The organism is SAR324 cluster bacterium (assembly GCA_015232315.1).
Classification (GTDB): Bacteria; SAR324; SAR324; order SAR324; family NAC60-12; genus JADFZZ01.
This window is the reverse complement of sequence record JADFZZ010000038.1, coordinates 30,354-47,566: the sequence shown is the minus strand read 5'-3', so window position 1 is coordinate 47,566 and position 17,213 is coordinate 30,354. Positions and strand designations below refer to the sequence as shown.

Annotated in this window: 13 protein-coding genes; 10 read left to right on the top strand and 3 right to left on the bottom strand. The window is 47.5% G+C overall.

The window, feature by feature from the left end:
* The 5 genes from HQM11_18430 to HQM11_18410 form a co-directional block, all read left to right on the top strand.
* The coding region (locus HQM11_18430; GenBank protein MBF0353017.1) for a transposase at positions 1-1,161 on the top strand (1,161 nt) is incomplete at its 5' end.
* 294 nt (positions 1,162-1,455) lie between these two features.
* The gene (locus HQM11_18425) at positions 1,456-2,463 is read left to right on the top strand and encodes an extracellular solute-binding protein (GenBank protein MBF0353016.1); all 1,008 of its coding nucleotides are present in this window, start codon (positions 1,456-1,458) and stop codon (positions 2,461-2,463) included.
* A 335-nt stretch (positions 2,464-2,798) separates the two neighbouring features.
* Positions 2,799-4,442 (top strand): iron ABC transporter permease, encoded by a 1,644-nt coding sequence (locus HQM11_18420; GenBank protein ID MBF0353015.1) that lies wholly within the window; start codon positions 2,799-2,801, stop codon positions 4,440-4,442.
* Entirely contained in the window at positions 4,439-5,455 is a 1,017-nt protein-coding gene (locus HQM11_18415) for an ABC transporter ATP-binding protein (protein MBF0353014.1), read from the top strand. The genes HQM11_18420 and HQM11_18415 overlap by 4 nt, the downstream gene beginning before the upstream one ends.
* A gap of 129 nt (positions 5,456-5,584) precedes the next feature.
* Positions 5,585-6,514 carry a Dyp-type peroxidase gene (locus tag HQM11_18410; protein ID MBF0353013.1) on the top strand — a complete coding sequence of 310 codons (930 nt, stop codon included), beginning with the start codon at positions 5,585-5,587 and terminating at the stop codon, positions 6,512-6,514.
* Positions 6,515-6,540: 26 nt separating this feature from the next.
* Here the strand turns inward: HQM11_18410 and HQM11_18405 are convergent, their stop codons facing one another.
* The 3 genes from HQM11_18405 to HQM11_18395 all read right to left on the bottom strand — a co-directional run bounded on the left by HQM11_18405 (position 6,541) and on the right by HQM11_18395 (position 9,858).
* Positions 6,541-7,446, bottom strand: a complete 906-nt coding sequence (locus tag HQM11_18405) for a succinylglutamate desuccinylase/aspartoacylase family protein (GenBank protein ID MBF0353012.1) — start codon at positions 7,444-7,446, stop codon at positions 6,541-6,543.
* A 106-nt stretch (positions 7,447-7,552) separates the two neighbouring features.
* The gene (locus tag HQM11_18400) at positions 7,553-7,882 is read right to left on the bottom strand and encodes a hypothetical protein (GenBank protein ID MBF0353011.1); all 330 of its coding nucleotides are present in this window, start codon (positions 7,880-7,882) and stop codon (positions 7,553-7,555) included.
* Positions 7,883-8,103: 221 nt separating this feature from the next.
* Positions 8,104-9,858, bottom strand: coding sequence for a hypothetical protein (locus HQM11_18395; GenBank protein ID MBF0353010.1), 1,755 nt, complete (start codon positions 9,856-9,858; stop codon positions 8,104-8,106).
* A 261-nt stretch (positions 9,859-10,119) separates the two neighbouring features.
* Between HQM11_18395 and HQM11_18390 the strand changes: the two genes are divergently transcribed.
* The 5 genes from HQM11_18390 (at position 10,120) to HQM11_18370 (ending at position 17,182) form a co-directional block, all read left to right on the top strand.
* The gene (locus HQM11_18390; protein MBF0353009.1) at positions 10,120-10,422 is read left to right on the top strand and encodes an STAS domain-containing protein; all 303 of its coding nucleotides are present in this window, start codon (positions 10,120-10,122) and stop codon (positions 10,420-10,422) included.
* A complete protein-coding gene (locus tag HQM11_18385) occupies positions 10,415-11,821 on the top strand; it encodes a response regulator (GenBank protein MBF0353008.1) in 1,407 nt (468 codons plus the stop codon). The genes HQM11_18390 and HQM11_18385 overlap by 8 nt, the downstream gene beginning before the upstream one ends.
* A gap of 63 nt (positions 11,822-11,884) precedes the next feature.
* Positions 11,885-13,993, top strand: a complete 2,109-nt coding sequence (locus HQM11_18380) for a chemotaxis protein CheA (protein MBF0353007.1) — start codon at positions 11,885-11,887, stop codon at positions 13,991-13,993.
* 8 nt (positions 13,994-14,001) lie between these two features.
* A complete protein-coding gene (locus HQM11_18375; protein ID MBF0353006.1) occupies positions 14,002-14,532 on the top strand; it encodes a purine-binding chemotaxis protein CheW in 531 nt (176 codons plus the stop codon).
* 91 nt (positions 14,533-14,623) lie between these two features.
* Positions 14,624-17,182 carry a methyl-accepting chemotaxis protein gene (locus tag HQM11_18370; protein ID MBF0353005.1) on the top strand — a complete coding sequence of 853 codons (2,559 nt, stop codon included), beginning with the start codon at positions 14,624-14,626 and terminating at the stop codon, positions 17,180-17,182.
* Positions 17,183-17,213: the final 31 nt, after the last annotated feature.

Below are 17,213 nucleotides of genomic sequence, written 5' to 3'. Positions count from 1 at the left end.
GCGGGTCATAACGCGGACGATCCGCTCTATATTCCAGCCTGGCGTCAAATGACCGCGGCTATTGGTCATCCGGCTTTTCTTTATGTTGCTGATAGCAAAGGGGCGGCCATAGAGACCCGCGCCACGATTGCCAGGGAAGGCGGACGTTACCTCTTTCCGCTGCCTATGACCGGCGAAGTTCCTGAGATCCTCACCCAAACAGTTCTCGATCCTCAACATTGTTTTTTGGAACTGCTTTGGCATACTTACCGTGATGGAACAACTCGTTGCGTCGCTAAAGGTTTTGAGTTTTCTCGAACCATGAGTTTTTCCTCGGAAGATCCGTTCTCATGGCAAGAGCGATGGTTGGTCATCCAAAGTCCCGCTCATGCGAACGGACAGCGCGAAAGTTTGGAAAAACGTCTGCAAAAAACTGCGGAAGAATTGGGTCGTCTACAAACGAAAATTTTTGACGATCCAGAAAAACTCAAGGGTAAAATTGACACTATTTTGCAACGCTTTCGCGTTTCTGAGTACATCCAATGGAATATCACCGAAGAGCGTGTTGAAACCATAAAATATCTCTGCGCGGGACGCCCCGGGCCCAATACGCCGTCACGGCATGAAATTCATTCTCAATTCCGCTTCAATTTCACAAGAAACCAGAAAGCTATTGATAAAGCGATGCTCCTGGCCGGATGGCGGATCTACGTCGTTAATGCTCCAGTCAAAGAACTCTCCTTGAATCAGGCCATCAGCTATTATCGTGATCAATGGGAGGTAGAACACGATATACAACACTGGAAAAAAGGCAGTTTACCTGCCCTACCGCTTTTCCTGCGGATTGAGACGCGCATTCGCGGATTGATGTTTCTGTTAACTCTGGCTTTGCAAGCTTTGACGCTTCTGGAATTTGTCGCGCGCCGAGAATTAGCGGTAAACAAACAAGAACTATCAGGATTGGTTCCCGGAAATCCAAAAATGAAAACCGCGCGACCTTCTGCGGAACGCTTATTAGCCGTTTTTCAATCACTACATCTTTTGATCGAAGACACTGAGAAACACCAAAGCGTTGTTCTCGTCGAGGCTCTTTCAGATATTCAGTGCCTTGTTCTCAAACTACTACAAATCCCACAGGACGTTTACCTGGTTCATAACGAACCAAAGACCGCTCCTTCTTGACGATTCAAAATCAAATTCATAATGGGTCCTAAAAATAAGCGAAAGGACTGTAAACGGTGTCATCCTGAACGAATGTGAGGGCTCTTAAAAACAGAATGTATTAAAAATTTCTCTCCTCGTTCGAAATGACACGATGCGTTACCACGGCAATTACCAAAGGACCCATGCAGCAAGTCGCAGAAAATCAGACCCATGCTACGCATTAATTTTTTTAAGTATTGAAATTTATAATTATTCGCATAGACTAATTTTTCTCTTAGTCTCAAGAATGATAATTCTATTTATGGAGAAAACATGAAAAAAATAATATGGTGGATCAGTATAGTACTGATCGGTATAGGAGGAACCGCTTCAGGTGTCATGGGGCAAACAGTTCATGTGTATTCCGCACGGATTGAAAAAATGATCAAACCAGCGTTTGACGCGTTCACACGGAAAACCGGGATTGAAGTGAAATATTTAACCGCTGATGAAGCGGAATTGATAGAACGTCTGAAAGCAGAGGGAAAACAGACATCCGCGGATGTGCTTCTCACCGTAGATGCCGGTAATTTGTGGCTTGCCAAAAAAGAAGGGGTTCTTCAAAGCGTGGAATCCTGGACGATCTTCAGTCAGATTCCGCCACATTTGCGTGATCCGGAGGGATTCTGGTTCGGATTGACCTTGCGTGCAAGAACCATTGTTTACAGCAAGGAACGTGTCAATCCCTCCTTGCTATCCACGTATGAGGATTTGGGAAATCCCCGCTGGAAAAACAAACTGTGTCTGAGAACGTCCAAAAAAGTATACAACAAATCAATGGTCGCAACGATGATCAAATCAAAGGGAGAGGATTTCGCTCGACAGACTGTTGAAGGCTGGATGGCCAACCAACCGGTGATCCATGCAAAAGATTCAGATGTTCTCAAGGCAATTGCCGCGGGACAATGTGATGTAGGCCTCGTCAATACCTATTATCTTGGCAATGAGCTGTTGGCCAATCCGGAGTTCCCGGTCGGATTGTTCTGGGCCAATCAGCAGACCACAGGCACTCATGTCAATATTTCCGGAGCCGGAATCACGAAATACGCCAAAAACAGGGCGGATGCCATTAAATTGATCGAGTTTCTCTCCTCGGCAGAAGCCCAGAATCTGTTTGCTGATGATAATTTGGAGTATCCCGCCAATCAGAACGTCTCCGCAAGTCCGAGACTGTCGCAATGGTGGGGAAGTCAGTTCAGGCAGGATTCCGTCAACATCTCGGCGGCTGGAGAATATCAGGCACAGGCTGTCCAGCTCATGACACGAGCAGGATATAAATAATCCCGGCAGGGTATCGTCAAGGCTGTTAAGTTACGCTCTCTGACGGTACCGGCACCAACTCAATGTCGTCAACTTAGAAATTCTTCGCTGGATAATCTCCCTTTACAAAGGGGGTATGGGGGATTTAACACTCAGAATTACATCCCCCTATCCCTCTTAAACCAAGGGGGAATTAATACTCAGCACCATTCAGAAGGCTTAAGTTGATGACATTGGGCACCAACGCCCCCTGGTTTAAAGGATTAGGGGAATTTCATTTCAAACCCAAGGGAGAAATTCCGGCTTAAATCGTGGTAACAAGCTCTCATAATAATCCTTCAGAAGGAGCATCGGATTTGAAAATCAAACACCAAGGCTACCTATGGTTTGCCGGAATTATAATGACGGCAGGTCTTGTTTCAATTCCTCTTGTTGGAATCGCGTTCACACTCTTTCAACCGAGATGGGAGATCTGGAAATATCTCTGGGAAACCCGCCTTCCAGAATTGATCTGGAATACCGTGAGGCTTGCGGCCGCTGTAGGTGTGGGAACCTTTATCCTTGGCACCAGCCTGGCGTGGTTGGTCGTCATGTATTCCTTTCCGGGCAGAAAATGGCTGGAAGGACTGTTGCTGTTGCCGCTGGCCATGCCGGGATATGTGCTCGCGTTTGTGGTGGTGTCCCAATGGGATTATTTTGGGGTATTTCCAACAATGATCCGTTCGTGGTTCGGCAAAGATAGCTGGATTCCAGATGTCCATTCCTTTTTCTGGGTCGCGATGGTCATGTCGCTGGTGTTGTATCCCTATGTGTATCTTGCCGCCCGTGCCGCTTTCCGCGAACAGAATCAGGAATTACTCAACGCCGCGCGTTTACTGGGAACCAGCCACCGTCAGCTATTTACCCGCCTTGCGCTCCCCCTGGCACGTCCTTCCATCACTGCGGGCATGGCTCTGGCACTGATGGAATGTCTGGCGGATTTTGGAACAGTCGGAACTTTTTCCTATGACACCTTCACTACTGCGATTTATGAAATGTGGTATGGCATGTACGACCGTCATGCCGGCATACAACTGGCTGGAATGCTGTTGCTTTGTACGCTGGCCTTGTTCTGGATTGAAAGAAAAACCCGTGGAAAAGCAGAATATTTCCAACTGCATGGGAAACGGAAACCTTTGATGCCAAAACCGCTTTCAGGAGTGAAAGCCTTGATTGCGGCAGGGTACCCCATGCTTGTTCTTACCATGAGTTTTTTCTATCCGGTTGGAATTCTTCTGTTCTGGGTTACATCCGGAATCGATGAAAAATTCGATCATCGTTATCTGGATGCGCTGTTCAATACGCTTAAACTGGCAGGTCTGGCCGCAATGATCACTTTGGCCGTGGCGATTCTTCTGGCTTATGGAAAGCGGCTTTTTCCCTTCAAAATGATCACAGGCATGATCCGTTTTTCCAGTATGGGTTATGCCTTGCCGGGCACCGTCATCGCTGTGGGAGTCTTGATTCCACTGGGCTGGCTGGACCGCACATTGAATGACTGGAGCGAACAGCTTTGGCATCAGCCTGTGGGCCTTATATTTACAGGCACTATCGTGGGAATGCTCTTTGCTTACGTGGTGCGTTTCCTTTCTGTGGGCTTCAGTGCGGTAGATTCGAGTCTTGTCAGGGTTTTGCCCTCTATGGATATGGCGGCCAAAACACTGGGTGCGTCCAGAATCAGCATTCTGCGGAAAATCCATTTACCCATGATCGAAGGCGGACTCCTCACAGGATTCATCATAATCTTTGTAGATGTCATGAAAGAACTGCCTGCCACCCTCATTCTCAGAAGTTTTGGTCAGGACACACTCGCCACCAGAATTTGGCAATTGACCAAGGAATCCTATTGGGCAGATGCCGCCCTGCCAGCGCTGACAATCGTCATGATTGCGATCATTCCTGTATGGCTACTGATTCGATCTGGACGCACAAAACCTGAAAAAGATGGAGATTTATCATGAATACGACGTCTGAGTTACTTCTCCAATGCAATGGATTGAGCAAACATTTTAACGGGATGTCTGCTGTGAACGACATCAGTTTCGGGCTGTATCAGCATGAACTGATGGTCCTTCTGGGACCTTCCGGATGCGGCAAATCAACGCTCCTCAGGATGATAGCCGGATTACAGTCCCCTGATAAAGGAAACATCAGACTGCATGGAAAGGCTGTATTTGATTCAGGCATGAACATTCCGCCTGAAAAACGAAAAGTGGGGATGGTGTTTCAGGATATCGCGCTGTTTCCTCATTTATCTGTTGCGGAGAATATCGCGTTTGGAATTGCCCGCGGCAAGTTCACTTCCAGGATTGTTGATGAAATGCTTGAACTGGTTAATCTTGAGGGCTATGGCGCCAAAATGCCGCATGAACTTTCAGGCGGTGAGCAACAGCGTGTCGCCATTGCGAGGGCTTTGGCTCCGGAACCGGCATTATTGCTGATGGATGAACCGTTCAGTAGCCTTGATTACCAATTGCGCGTCAAATTGCGCGCAGAAGTGCGTGACATTCTGAAACGCAAGGGGTTGAGCGCCATTCTGGTGACGCATGATCAGATCGAGGCGTTTTCTTTTGCGGATAGAATGCTGTTGCTCCATCAGGGCGCCATCATTCAGGAAGGACTTCCTGCGGAGATATACCATGCTCCTGTCTCAGCCTGGGCGGCCGCATTTGTGGGAGATGCCAATTTCTTTTCCGATGTGGAATTTCAAGCGTTTTTCCCGGATCATGTTTTTGAGTATCGGGAAAGCGGAAAACAAATCATGATACGTCCCGAGGATATTACGGTTGAAAAATGTTCTGACGCCCTTTCAGGCACGGTATTGATTGAGAAGGTTGAATTTCACGGCAGTCAGCAGTGGCTCTGGTTAAAAACAGCAGGAGGCGCAAGTGCTCATTGCCGTGTTCATTCACGAGAAACATGGACTGCCGGAGAAAGCGTTTGTCTGCGTATTCATCATCACTCCTTCGTATGAAATGGTGTTAATTCTGATTCGTTGAAAAGACACCTTGTTTGAAAACATAATTTATTGTATGCGAAGAAACAGGCCATCATTCAGATGGATTCACACAACTTTTATGAACTTCGAAAATAAGGAGAAACAATGACTCCTCAAACTGGTATTACTCCCGAAGCAGGAAAACATGGACTCTTTGTGGTTTTGAATGTGCAAAACCCACAGACACAGGCTCAACAGGTATTCAGGATCTGTTCAAAGTTTCCTGAACTGTTGACCGCGATCAGCCAAATGGACACCTCCGCGAATTTATGCGGAACCATTAGTTTTGGCGCAACTTTCTGGAATTTGATTTCGCCGCAAAAACGTCCGTTACAATTAAAAACATTCCAGACAATATCCGGCAGTCAGCAACAGATACCCGCTACTGGAGGAGACATTCTGTTTCATGTTCATTCAAGCCGTCCGGATTTGAATTATGAACTTCTGCAACCGCTCCTCGAACAACTGGGAAGTCAGGTCTCGGTTGTTGAAGACGTGCAGGCAAAACAATATCTGGATTCACGGGATCTGACCGGTTTTATTGATGGAACCGAAAATCCCCAAGGCGATGAACGTGCGGAAGCCGCATTGATTGGTGAGGAGGATCCGGAATTTGCCGGGGGAAGTTATGTATTTTCACAACGCTTTGTTCATAAAATGACATCCTGGAACAAGCTCTCACAAGGCGAACAGGAAAATATCATTGGTCGCACCAAACCGGATTCTGTGGAACTTGCTGAGGATGTGAAACCACCAACTTCGCATATCAGTCGTGTGGTTATTGAGGAAGAAGGAGACGAATTGCAAATTGTCCGGCACAGTTTGCCTTATTATTCTCTTTCCGGAGAGAAAGGCCTGTTTTTTCTGGCCTACACCAAAGATCTCACCATTGTCGATAAAATGTTGTCCAACATGTTTGGAACCAGTGGCGATGGCTTGACCGATCATCTGATGAATTACACTACACCTGTCACTGGTGCCATGTTTTTCACACCATCACTGGAAACATTAAGGAACGTTCAAAATCTGAAATAAATATCGTGTTTCAGAAAAATCTTAATTCATTCCGCAACCAGTATTTTGGCAACCTCCTGACGTTCATAAGGCGCATGGATCGGGTATTTGATCAACAACACACCGTTGTACGGAGAAATCAATGTTTGTTTTCCGTCCCGTGAATACACAAAAGCCAGTGGCTCGCCCTGACAAATTTCGTCTCCTGTTTCACGAAGCCAGCATAAAACACCATGAAACGGGGAATAGAGACTTTTATATTGTTTCTCAACAATCCAGATGCGGGAACCCTCAATAGGAGGCAACAAACCAAAATAACGTTTCAGATAATCCACACTGCGGCTCACCCATGACATTTCCACTTTCCGGCTGGCAGACAGTTCAAAAGTGGTGGCTGTCTTTCCTCTCTGGAAACAGGTATCTGAAAAACTGGTAGAAATACCGGTCCAGGACAGAATGTGCGGAATTCCCAAGCCGGTCACAGTGGCAATCTGGCTGGCATGGCTATACACATGCGGCAACGCTTCGGCACCTGCCGTGTGCAGATCAAGAACCACCTCCGCTTCCTCGGCCAGACGCAGAAGCTGCTGAATCCAGTAGCCTTCAATCCCGGCATGCTCACCCAGGTTGGTGATGCGGTTCCAGTTCAGACAATTTTGTGGATTGGTGTGCAGATTGTTGTAACCGGTTTGCACCGCCATCATCTGGCTGTCCAGCCCCATCGGGTTCGCCTGTGGCACACAAATAAACCGGTCGGGAAGTTGATGCTGTTCTATCACTTCCATGAATTCATAAAGCACCGGGATTCCAGTGATTTCAATGCCGTGGATCCCCCCCTGAAGATAAACAGTCCGGGTCGCCCGGGGTGGAGAATAACGCCATACATCCAGGTCATACCGGCATCCAGACGCGGTATGATGGAGGGGCAGGGTTTCCTTGATAAATTTTGTCATATTTTTCCAGATTTATGATTCCTCATGGGTTCATGCATACCTGAATCTTTTGCTATGATAAACTGTCAAACGTGATTTGAAAGGCGCCAAATTTTGAAAAGATTCCTCAAAACGGAAAAAAAGTTCTGACGATCAGCGCAATGACACCACCGAGCATGAGGCCTGTCATCCATTTGAGGAGGTGGGTTTCAGAAGAGAGCCTCAGTTCCAGTTCCTTGAGGTCATGTTGGAGTTCGAGCCTGGTGGTTTCGATCCTGGCGTCGAGTTCTTTAATGTCGCGCTGGAGTTCGGTTTTGGCCAGTTCCAGATCAGGTTTGGTGACCGCGTCATGCATCAGGATGGTTTTGAGGGTATCGGCCTGGACCTCGGCCTGTTCCATGGAAACGCCGACCGCCATGAGGCTTTTGATATAGTGGTGAGTGTCGAATGCCAGCATATTGCTCTTTGAGGTTGGAATTAGTTCAAGATTGACGACATACGTAGCTGTAACGGTTTTACCACCAAACGACAAGGCCTTGTTTCATTATATCCCGCCACTCACCGGAGAATGATTCTGCCCACCATAGAGACGGGTTTGAAACCCGTCTCTACATCCACCCAATAAATTCCGATTTTTTATCCGGGCCTCTTGATCCAATTTGTTTTGTTCAGCACCACTCACCGGGGTTGCAGTGGTTGAAAAAAGTTTTCTGCACGATCCGCGACCAGAAGTAGATTATCCTTGTCCATTTTATTGACAATCATGCGGCCGGTTGTGCGTAACAATTGAATGGATGCCCCAACCCCCATATTGACAATCCCCTGGCCAATGGGTGTGATTTTATTTTTTTTCATCGGGTCATTGATGTAAAAAGTGGCTGAAACCCTGGTCAGCATGACGGATAAATTGATGATTTCATCCGTGTGTTTTCCGGGTTTCGGATCATTGCGAATGGCATTGACCAAATCAAAAATCTGTTGTGCCTGTTCTTTGGAATAAGGCAACGCCCTCACAAAATCCGAGCTGTTTGGCCGTAACACTTTTTCACCCCAGGCAATCATGTCCGCCAATTGTTCCTGGGTGATTTCACGAACTGACAGCAGACGTTTGATGGTTCGGCGCATGATTTCAATGCTGGTGTTAGCCGCCTGCCGTACCAGTCCATCGACAAGTCCGCCAGCCTGAACCATGCCCAGTCCGGCATTCAGGTAATGCATGACAAAAGCTTTGGTGATATCCACAAACGTATCCAGCATTTGATCATTTTTAATACCAATGACACTGTTTTCCGCAATGACCACTGAACGTGACGAATCGGTTGCTACGGCGCCATCTTTTGCAGGGGCCTCATCCACGGACGGTGCGACAAAATCAGCCATGACCCGTTCATCATCTTCCGCGTTGATCTCCACTTCAAGCGGGCGGATCAGATTTTTGTAAGCGTTGGCGGCCACCAGCATGTCATCTTTGGCCATGCTATCAAAGATTTTTTCAAGTGCCGGTCGTGAAACCTTGAGACTGATGCCAATCGCGAAGTCAATGATCTTTCTGGCAAAGGCGCCAACACCCATCATTTCAGTCGGCTTTATCACGTAAAACTGGCACACTTCCTCAACGATCCGCATGGCCACATCCACCGTTACTTTTGAATAATACCCCTCAATCGGATTTTCCAGAATCGCCTGCAGCAGTTCAATGGATTTATTGGACAACTGACGATCCAGCGGCATGGCCGACATATAGCTGGCATTGAGTTTGATGGGCAGAACCGCGTCAAAATCCATGTCTGCGACTTTAAGAATGTCTTCCGCCCAGCGAACAATCAGCATCAATTGCTCATGGGAAAGATCCTTGAATACTTTTTTGCCGGTTTTACGGGTGATGCTCAAAATGGTTCCAATTCCTGAACTCAACAATTTACGGGCAATGTTGCTGGCATGGATCAGGTCTGTGATCATGATCACGATTTCGCCCACGGAACTCTCGGTCACATCCATGATGGCATCCAGCAATTCATCCGTGTTGATCTTTTCACGCGGATTCTGACGAATGTGATCCAGCGCGATCAGAATCTGTTCCGCAATATCGGTTGGGAGTGGCGTGATGTAATAAATTGTGGGCATCCTGGTTTTTTTAGGCGGTTGCGGTGGGGTGTCGCCAGCTTCAACAGACTCAACCATGGTGGTTTCGGTTTCGGCCTGTGAAGGGGCTTCAATCTCAGGGATTGCTGAAGCCTCACTGGAATGAAATGCCGGTTTCTGCTTGATAAAGATGCTACTGATTTTTCCATACAGATAAAACAGCAGGATCGTTGCACCGAACGATCCCAGATATCGGATCCATCCTGAAACAGCCACATGCGGCTCGATCCAGATCCCCAGTCCAATCACGATCCCGATAAAAACCACCATTTTAATGATCAACGATACCATGCCTCTCTCCTGTCATGATGTGTAAATTATAATAAAAAATGAATGCTACTGTCTATTCCTTGTAAAAGACAATATCGATAATCAAGCTTAAAAAATGGATTGATGCGGTGAGGGAGATTGTTTTTGTCCGGCAGGAATTTCCTGAAATAATGTCGAGGGTCGCCATTCTCAATTCCTGCTTGCCAAACTGAACGGGATTTGTCACTGACAAGTTAAGTTAGGCCATGAAAACAACTTCAGAAAACTTATTGAGAATAAATCATGCGATTGAATGCCACCCCGGACGGTTTTGTGATGGAAGGAACAGCCACACTGTCTGATGCCCCACTGCTGGCCTCCGAATTGCGGCATGCGCTGGGGTCCAAACTCGATTGTATCGTTGTGGACACCGCAATGCTCAATGAAGTGGACACCGCAATTCTGCAAGTCATGGTGTCTGCCAGAATCACCGCACGGAATAGGGGAAAAGAACTCCTGGTCCTGCCCATGAGCGACGCCTTTCGCCTGGCTATGGAGGCGTTGGGCCTGGATACTTTTTTGGGTGAACAGGGGCTTCATGGATGATTGCGTCAAAATCCTGATTGTGGATGATTCCATAACCGTCAGAACCACTGTGAAAACAATCCTGGAACACTCCGGCACTCCATTTAAAATCAATGAGGCGGAAAATGGATTTAAGGCACTCAAGTGGCTGTGTGCCATTTCACGAGAGGATATTCCGGATGTGATCCTGCTCGACCGGAACATGCCTCATCTTTCAGGGGATGAAAGCATACGTATTCTCAAAGCAGATGAACTGTGGCGGCACATTCCAGTGCTGTTTTTGACAGCACAAAGCGACCAGAAGGAACTGGTCAAAGGCCTGGAAGAACTTCAAGCGGATGACTATCTGCCGAAACCTTTTGATCCAAAGGAATTGCTGGCACGGATCAAGATACTGGCACGGATCAAAAAAACAGAAGAATTGCTGAGGTCAAAAAATGCTGAACTCAATCAGGCAATTGCCGCCCAGCAGGAAGCTTTTCAACAGCTCAAAACCACAAAAATCAAACTTGCCGAAACAGAAGCCTTTGCCGCGATGAGCCGGGTTTTTGAAAAATTTGTTCCCCGCCAGTTTCTTCAGCGGATTGCCCAGAATGGTGTGGGTTCGCTTGACTTCAGTGATGTGGTTCACGAAACCCTGACTATTTTATTCAGCGATATCCGTTCTTTCACCAATCTGTCTGAAGCCATGAAGCCCATGGAGGTGTTCCGTTTTCTCAATTCCTATATTTCACGCATGCTTCCCTGCATTGAACGGAATGGCGGGTTTGTCGATAAATTTATGGGAGACGCGATCATGGCCCTGTTTGACCAGAAAAACCAGCAGGAACAGGTACGCAACAGCTTGCTGTCTGCCATCGCCATGCAGGAATCCTTACGGGAATATAACCTTCACCGCCAACGCCACAGTTATCCGCCTATCCGCATCGGCATCGGCCTGCATGTCGGTCAGGTCATGATCGGGACACTGGGTAATGATACACGCATGGATTCCACCGCCATTGGTGATGCGGTGAATGTGGCCGCCCGTCTGGAAAATCTGACCAAACATTATGGCTGCCCCATCATCACGTCTGATTCAGTGATCAGTAAACTTCCTCCAGATTATCATCCGGCATACCGGAAACTGGATCTGGTGACCGTCAAGGGAAAGACGGAAGCAATTGCCATGTATGAAATTTTTGAAAGTGATCCGGAACCTCTACGTGATAAAAAACAGCGGATGGCGCCAATTTATCATGAAGGAATTGAGTTGTTTCAACAGCGTGACTGGTCGACTGCGGCTATGAAATTTGAAAACTGCATGAACCTCCTGCCAGAGGACGTACCCTCCGGTTTGATGCGGAGACGCTGTGACGAATATCAAACGAATCCCCCCGATTCTGATTGGAATGGAGCCATTCAGTTGACATTCAAATAATTCTCTGTTTTGAAGAGAATGGAGCATGTCGGAAATTTTCATCACCCAACCGGAAAGCAATACATGAACGACCAGGAAATTCTGCAAATATTTTATGAAGAGCTTGACGATCTGCTGGAACAGATTGAAGCGGATATTCTTGCCATGGAATCCACAGAGGATCCCATGGCCTTGATTCATAAAATATTTCGGGGTGTGCATACCATCAAGGGTGGGGCGGGTATGTGCCGATGGACCGGACTGGCCGAATTCGCTCATGCGCTGGAAAATCTGCTGGTACAGGTCCGGGCCGCTGTAATTCCGGTTGACGCCACCTTGATCGGTTTGCTTCTGGAGGCGCTGGATGGTTTCAATATCCTTAGAAAAACGGGTATAACGCCAACAGTTCCCGCAAGAATTCAAGAGCTTCAAAGTCAGGTTCAGGCCTGTTTGCTGAACGACAGGGAAACAGCGTCCTCAAGCCCGGTTTTTGCTGAGAAACAACCGACACCCGAAACCCCTGCGGTTGGAGGCACAGGACACTCATGGTTGATTGAGTTGAAACTGAATCAGGATAGTTTGCGCAACGGATTGGAGCCTCTGGTCGTTTTTCGGGATCTGGCGGATTTGGGAGAGTTGACAGTGATTCCTCATATTTCAGCAGTTCCCTCGCTGGAGCAGTTGAATCCTGAATTATTATATCTCTGGTGGCATGTGAAACTTGAAACCACCATTGCGCCTGAAGCCATGGATGACGCCATCAAACTCATTCTGGAGGGACAGTCGGTGGTCTTGACCGCATCCCGGACTCCTGTGGAACCGGACAACCAGAAAGTCATTGAACGTTCCACTGGCAGTCTCACCAGCGGAAAAACTCGAAATATTGAGGCCTCCGGGGAGATCCCCCCCAAAGAATCAAAAGAGCATAAAGTTTTGCCAGAAAAAAATTCAACGCACGACGAAAAAAACAGCTCCCGCTTTTTAAGGGTGGACATCACCAAACTGGATAAACTCATCAATCTGGTGGGCGAATCTGTGATCAATCAATCCCGCTTGTTTCAATTTCATGAACAGGTTGAGCCGTTGCACCAGGAAATGGCGGATCAATTGTTACAGGTTCTGGACGATAATGACCGGAATGTCAGAGAAATGCAGGATCATGTACTGCTACTGAGAATGGTTCCCATCGTTCACGTCTTTCAGCCGCTTCAGCGATTGATTCGTGATTTTTCAGCCAAATCAGGCAAACGCATTGTCCTCAAGATGGACGGAGAACACACGGAAATTGACAAGACCATCACCGAACAAATCAGCGGTTCCCTGAAACATCTGGTCCGGAATTCCATGGATCATGGCATCGAAGCCCCGGCAGTTCGGCAGTCTCGTGGTAAACCGCCGGAAGGAACCATCTCACTGAAGGCAAGCCACCGGGATGGCTATATCTGGATTGAGGTGAGCGACGATGGACAGGGATTGAATCAGGAAAAAATCCTGAAAAAGGCTCTTGATCTGGGGATCATCAACCCCAATGATAAACTTCAGGACGAAGAAATTTACGCGATTATTTGTAAGCCGGGTTTCAGCACTGCAACAAATGTGACAGATGTTTCAGGAAGAGGTGTCGGCATGGACGCTGTTCAAAAAGATATTGAACGGCTCAGGGGGCGTCTTGAAATTCAGAGTTGGCCCGGTCGTGGAACCTGTTTCAGGATTAAACTGCCACTGACTCTGGCCATTACTGATGGCATGCTGGTTTCCATTGGTGAAATGTTGTTTGCCATCCCGTTGATAGCCATTGTTGAATCGTTGCGTCCCTTGCCGTCACAAATAAAAACGGTACAGCAGAAACATCTGCTCATTGAGGTGCGAGGTGAATACATTCCACTGGTACGGATGAGTGAACTGTTCCATTTGCCCTCAAAATACAACAACCCCGAAGCAGCAATGCTGGTCGTGGTACAGGATCATGGACAGAAAATCTGCATGATGGTGGATCAACTGATTGATCAACAGCAGATTGTCATCAAAAACCTTGAAGAGAATTTTGCGCGCGTCCCGGGAATTGCCGGCGCAACGATTTTGGGCGATGGGCAGGTTTCCCTGATCATTGATGTTCCGGGAGTCATACGAATGGCATGGAATCCGTCATCGACTCCATCTGTTACGGCATCATCTGTTTCTTTAGCAGGATAATTTCAATTATGACATCAGACATCAACGAAGAACTGGCGCAGTGGAATCTGCTGGACAATTACGAGGATATTGATCTGGACCTGCATTATGGTGAAGATGGCACCCAGGTGCTGGTGTTTTCCCTGATGAATGAAACGTATGGGATTGATATTCTCAAAGTCATGGAAATCATCAACTTCACCCGAATCACGCAAATTCCCAATGTGCCGGCCTTCATCTGTGGTGTGATCAATCTGAGAGGCGTTATTGTGCCTGTGGTTGATCTTGGAAAAAAATTTGGATTTCCCGAGCGGCCCTATACCAAATACACCATCATTATTGTGGTCCAGGTGGGGCAAAAACTAATGGGCGTTATCGTTGATGCTGTTTCAGATGTGACATTCCTGTCGTCAGCGAACATTCAACCGCCACCAGCCTTTTCAGAAACGATTGATGTCCGGTTTCTTCAGGGAATGGCACAGATCAAGGACAACCTGATGATCCTCATCGACATTGAAGGCATCATGTCAGAAGAAGAACTGGGATTGATTTCCCTTTAATTTTTCCATTTTTATCATTCTCAAAATAGAGAATTTAGGCAGAACAGGATGATCTCATCCATCACAGCATTTTATCTTTTCAGGAGGCAACGTGTCACAACACCGGACCCATAAAATATTGAATCTGAGAAACAGTCTTCATTTCAAAATCATGATGCTCGGAGTAATGGCCGTTGTATTCACCACGATGTTTATCGGGATTTATGTGGTGCATCTGACTAAAATCAGTGCGGAACAGCAAACGCGCCTGGCGGTTGATGAAGCCCTGGTGCTTCAACAGCAACAGATGAAAGATGTGGTTGGACTGGCGTATGCTACGGTGCAGAACACTTATAATGATGTGCATGATCAGGAACATCTGGTACTGGTCGTTCAAAAACGTCTCAGACTCAAAATGGACCTGGTTTTCAATTTGCTGGAGTCGAGCTATCGTCAGGCCTTAAACAGCAAAACACCTGAGCAATCGGTCAAACAACTCAAACAGGAAATGGTGGAATTAATCCGGAATTTCCGGACTGGAAATACAGGCGACGATTACATCTGGATCCATTCTTTTGATCAGGCAAACATCGATGTGCCCATGATGCTCATGCACCCCGTATCCACACAACTGGAAGGCTCAGATATTTCGATCCTGCGCTATTCCTCCGGAGAACGTAAAGGGCAGACGATTTTCGCCACAGGGCAGGAAGATAAGGTGCCGTTTGTGGTTCAGATGAACCGTGAGGTGGCAAGAAATGGCGAAGGCTTTGTGGGCTATGACTGGTATCGCCCCACCACGGAAGGATTGATGGAACAACAGCCAAAAATCGCTTATGTCCGGTTGTTTAAGCCCTGGGGCTGGGTTTTGGGAACAGGTGCCTATGTGGAAGCCGAAGAGTCACAGGTTCAGCAGGAACTACTGCACATGCTCCTTAATTTCAGATATGGTAAAAACCATGACGGCTACCTCTGGGTTCACACGTATGATGGCGAACATCCTGAAAAAACCACCATGCTGGTGCATCCCGACATGGCTCAGTGGAAAACCGGGGATCTTGCCGAACTCCGCTTTGCTTCAGGCTCCCGGAAAGGTGAGATCCTGGTTTCCGGCAATCAGGAAACCTTGGAAAAACCGTTGTTTCCCTCCATCAACCTGCTTCTGGGACGCTATAAGGAAACATTCATGCCCTTTGAATGGAGTGATCCCGACAATAAGGATGTCTACCAGAAACGTCTGGGATATATCCGGCATTTTGAACCTTGGGGCTGGGCCCTTGGTACTTCGTTTTCGACACAGGCCATCCAGGATCAGAAATCAGAAAAATCCCAATTCCTGAATCAGCATGTGAAGGATATTATTCAAGGCCTGGTCCTGTTTGCCCTGCTGGCGTTCCTGATCAGTTTCTGTGTGATTTATGTGTTGACCCGGCAACTTGTAGGAAACATCACTATCGCGGTGCATGTTGTGGATGAAATCGCCCAGGGCAATCTGGTGCTTACAGAGGGTGACCAGCAGAAACTGGAACGGCAAATCGCGGATGAAACAGGCTGGTTGTTGAAAGCCATGAAAAAAATGATCAGTAATTTTTCAAAAATGATTGTCCAGGTCAAGGAAAGCGCCACCCAGATTTCTCTTTCTTCCCAGGAACTTGCCGCAGGAAATGAGGACTTTGCCCAGCGAACACACAAACAGGCCGCATCACTGGCTGAAACCGCCGCGGCGATCGAAGAAATGACCTCCACCATTCAAAGCAATGCGGATAACGCGATTCATGTGAACGATATCAGTAAAAACGCCAAACGGATCGCACAGACAGGATCAGAGCAACTGACCCGGCAAGTCGGAAATACCATTGAACAAAGCAACCAGACTCTTGAAATGGTGAAACAGAGCAATCAACAATTTTTTCAGACCGTGGAAATGATCAATGGCGAGTCCGTCGCGGCCATGAAGGATATTGCCAACAGTTCAAAAAAAATCTCCACCATCACGACGGTCATCAATGATATCGCCTTTCAAACCAATTTACTGGCGTTGAACGCCTCCGTAGAAGCCGCCCGTGCGGGTGAACACGGACGCGGTTTTGCGGTAGTCGCGGCTGAAGTGAGAAAACTGGCGCACCGTTCCGCCAAAGCGGCGTCAGAAATCGGATTACTGATTGAAAACAGCATGGAATTCATTGCCAATGGCAACAAACTCATGGAATACGCTAACCAGTCTGTTCAGGAAATGAGTCAGAACGCAGAAAATACCCTCAATGATTTTCAGACACAGTCCCACACCATGCTCAGAGACCTTGCCGCACAGATGGAAACCAGTCTGAGACAGATCATTGATGTCGTGACTGAGGTTTCCGATCTGGTGGAAAATATCAGCATTTCATCCACAGAACAGGCCGAAGGAATCAGGCAGATCCGCAGTGCGGTCGTCGATATGGATTCGATCACCCAGCAAAATGCGTCACTGGTGGAACAGTCGACCACCAGCAGTCAGGTGATGGCCGATCAGGCACGGGAACTCATGGCCATTATCAGCGGTTTCAGAGTGAGCGAAGAACATCCTGACCTGACACAAAATCAGTTAACAGCCCAGGTTTCAAGACCGTTGCTGACAGCTTTGGAAGCGGGCAAACAAAAGCCGGAAGACGATCTGCCTGATTTTGACTAAAGATTTCACTGACTAACCCGCATTACAAGGC

What these genes read in the sequence shown, in the direction of transcription:
- HQM11_18405 (MBF0353012.1), bottom strand. Translation starts at nt 7,446, where the DNA reads ATGACAAAATTTATCAAGGAAACCCTGCCCCTCCATCATACCGCGTCT.
- HQM11_18390 (MBF0353009.1), top strand. Translation starts at nt 10,120, where the DNA reads ATGCGATTGAATGCCACCCCGGACGGTTTTGTGATGGAAGGAACAGCC.
- HQM11_18400 (MBF0353011.1), bottom strand. Translation starts at nt 7,882, where the DNA reads ATGCTGGCATTCGACACTCACCACTATATCAAAAGCCTCATGGCGGTC.
- HQM11_18415 (MBF0353014.1), top strand. Translation starts at nt 4,439, where the DNA reads ATGAATACGACGTCTGAGTTACTTCTCCAATGCAATGGATTGAGCAAA.
- HQM11_18410 (MBF0353013.1), top strand. Translation starts at nt 5,585, where the DNA reads ATGACTCCTCAAACTGGTATTACTCCCGAAGCAGGAAAACATGGACTC.
- HQM11_18425 (MBF0353016.1), top strand. Translation starts at nt 1,456, where the DNA reads ATGAAAAAAATAATATGGTGGATCAGTATAGTACTGATCGGTATAGGA.
- HQM11_18395 (MBF0353010.1), bottom strand. Translation starts at nt 9,858, where the DNA reads ATGGTATCGTTGATCATTAAAATGGTGGTTTTTATCGGGATCGTGATT.
- HQM11_18375 (MBF0353006.1), top strand. Translation starts at nt 14,002, where the DNA reads ATGACATCAGACATCAACGAAGAACTGGCGCAGTGGAATCTGCTGGAC.
- HQM11_18385 (MBF0353008.1), top strand. Translation starts at nt 10,415, where the DNA reads ATGGATGATTGCGTCAAAATCCTGATTGTGGATGATTCCATAACCGTC.
- HQM11_18380 (MBF0353007.1), top strand. Translation starts at nt 11,885, where the DNA reads ATGAACGACCAGGAAATTCTGCAAATATTTTATGAAGAGCTTGACGAT.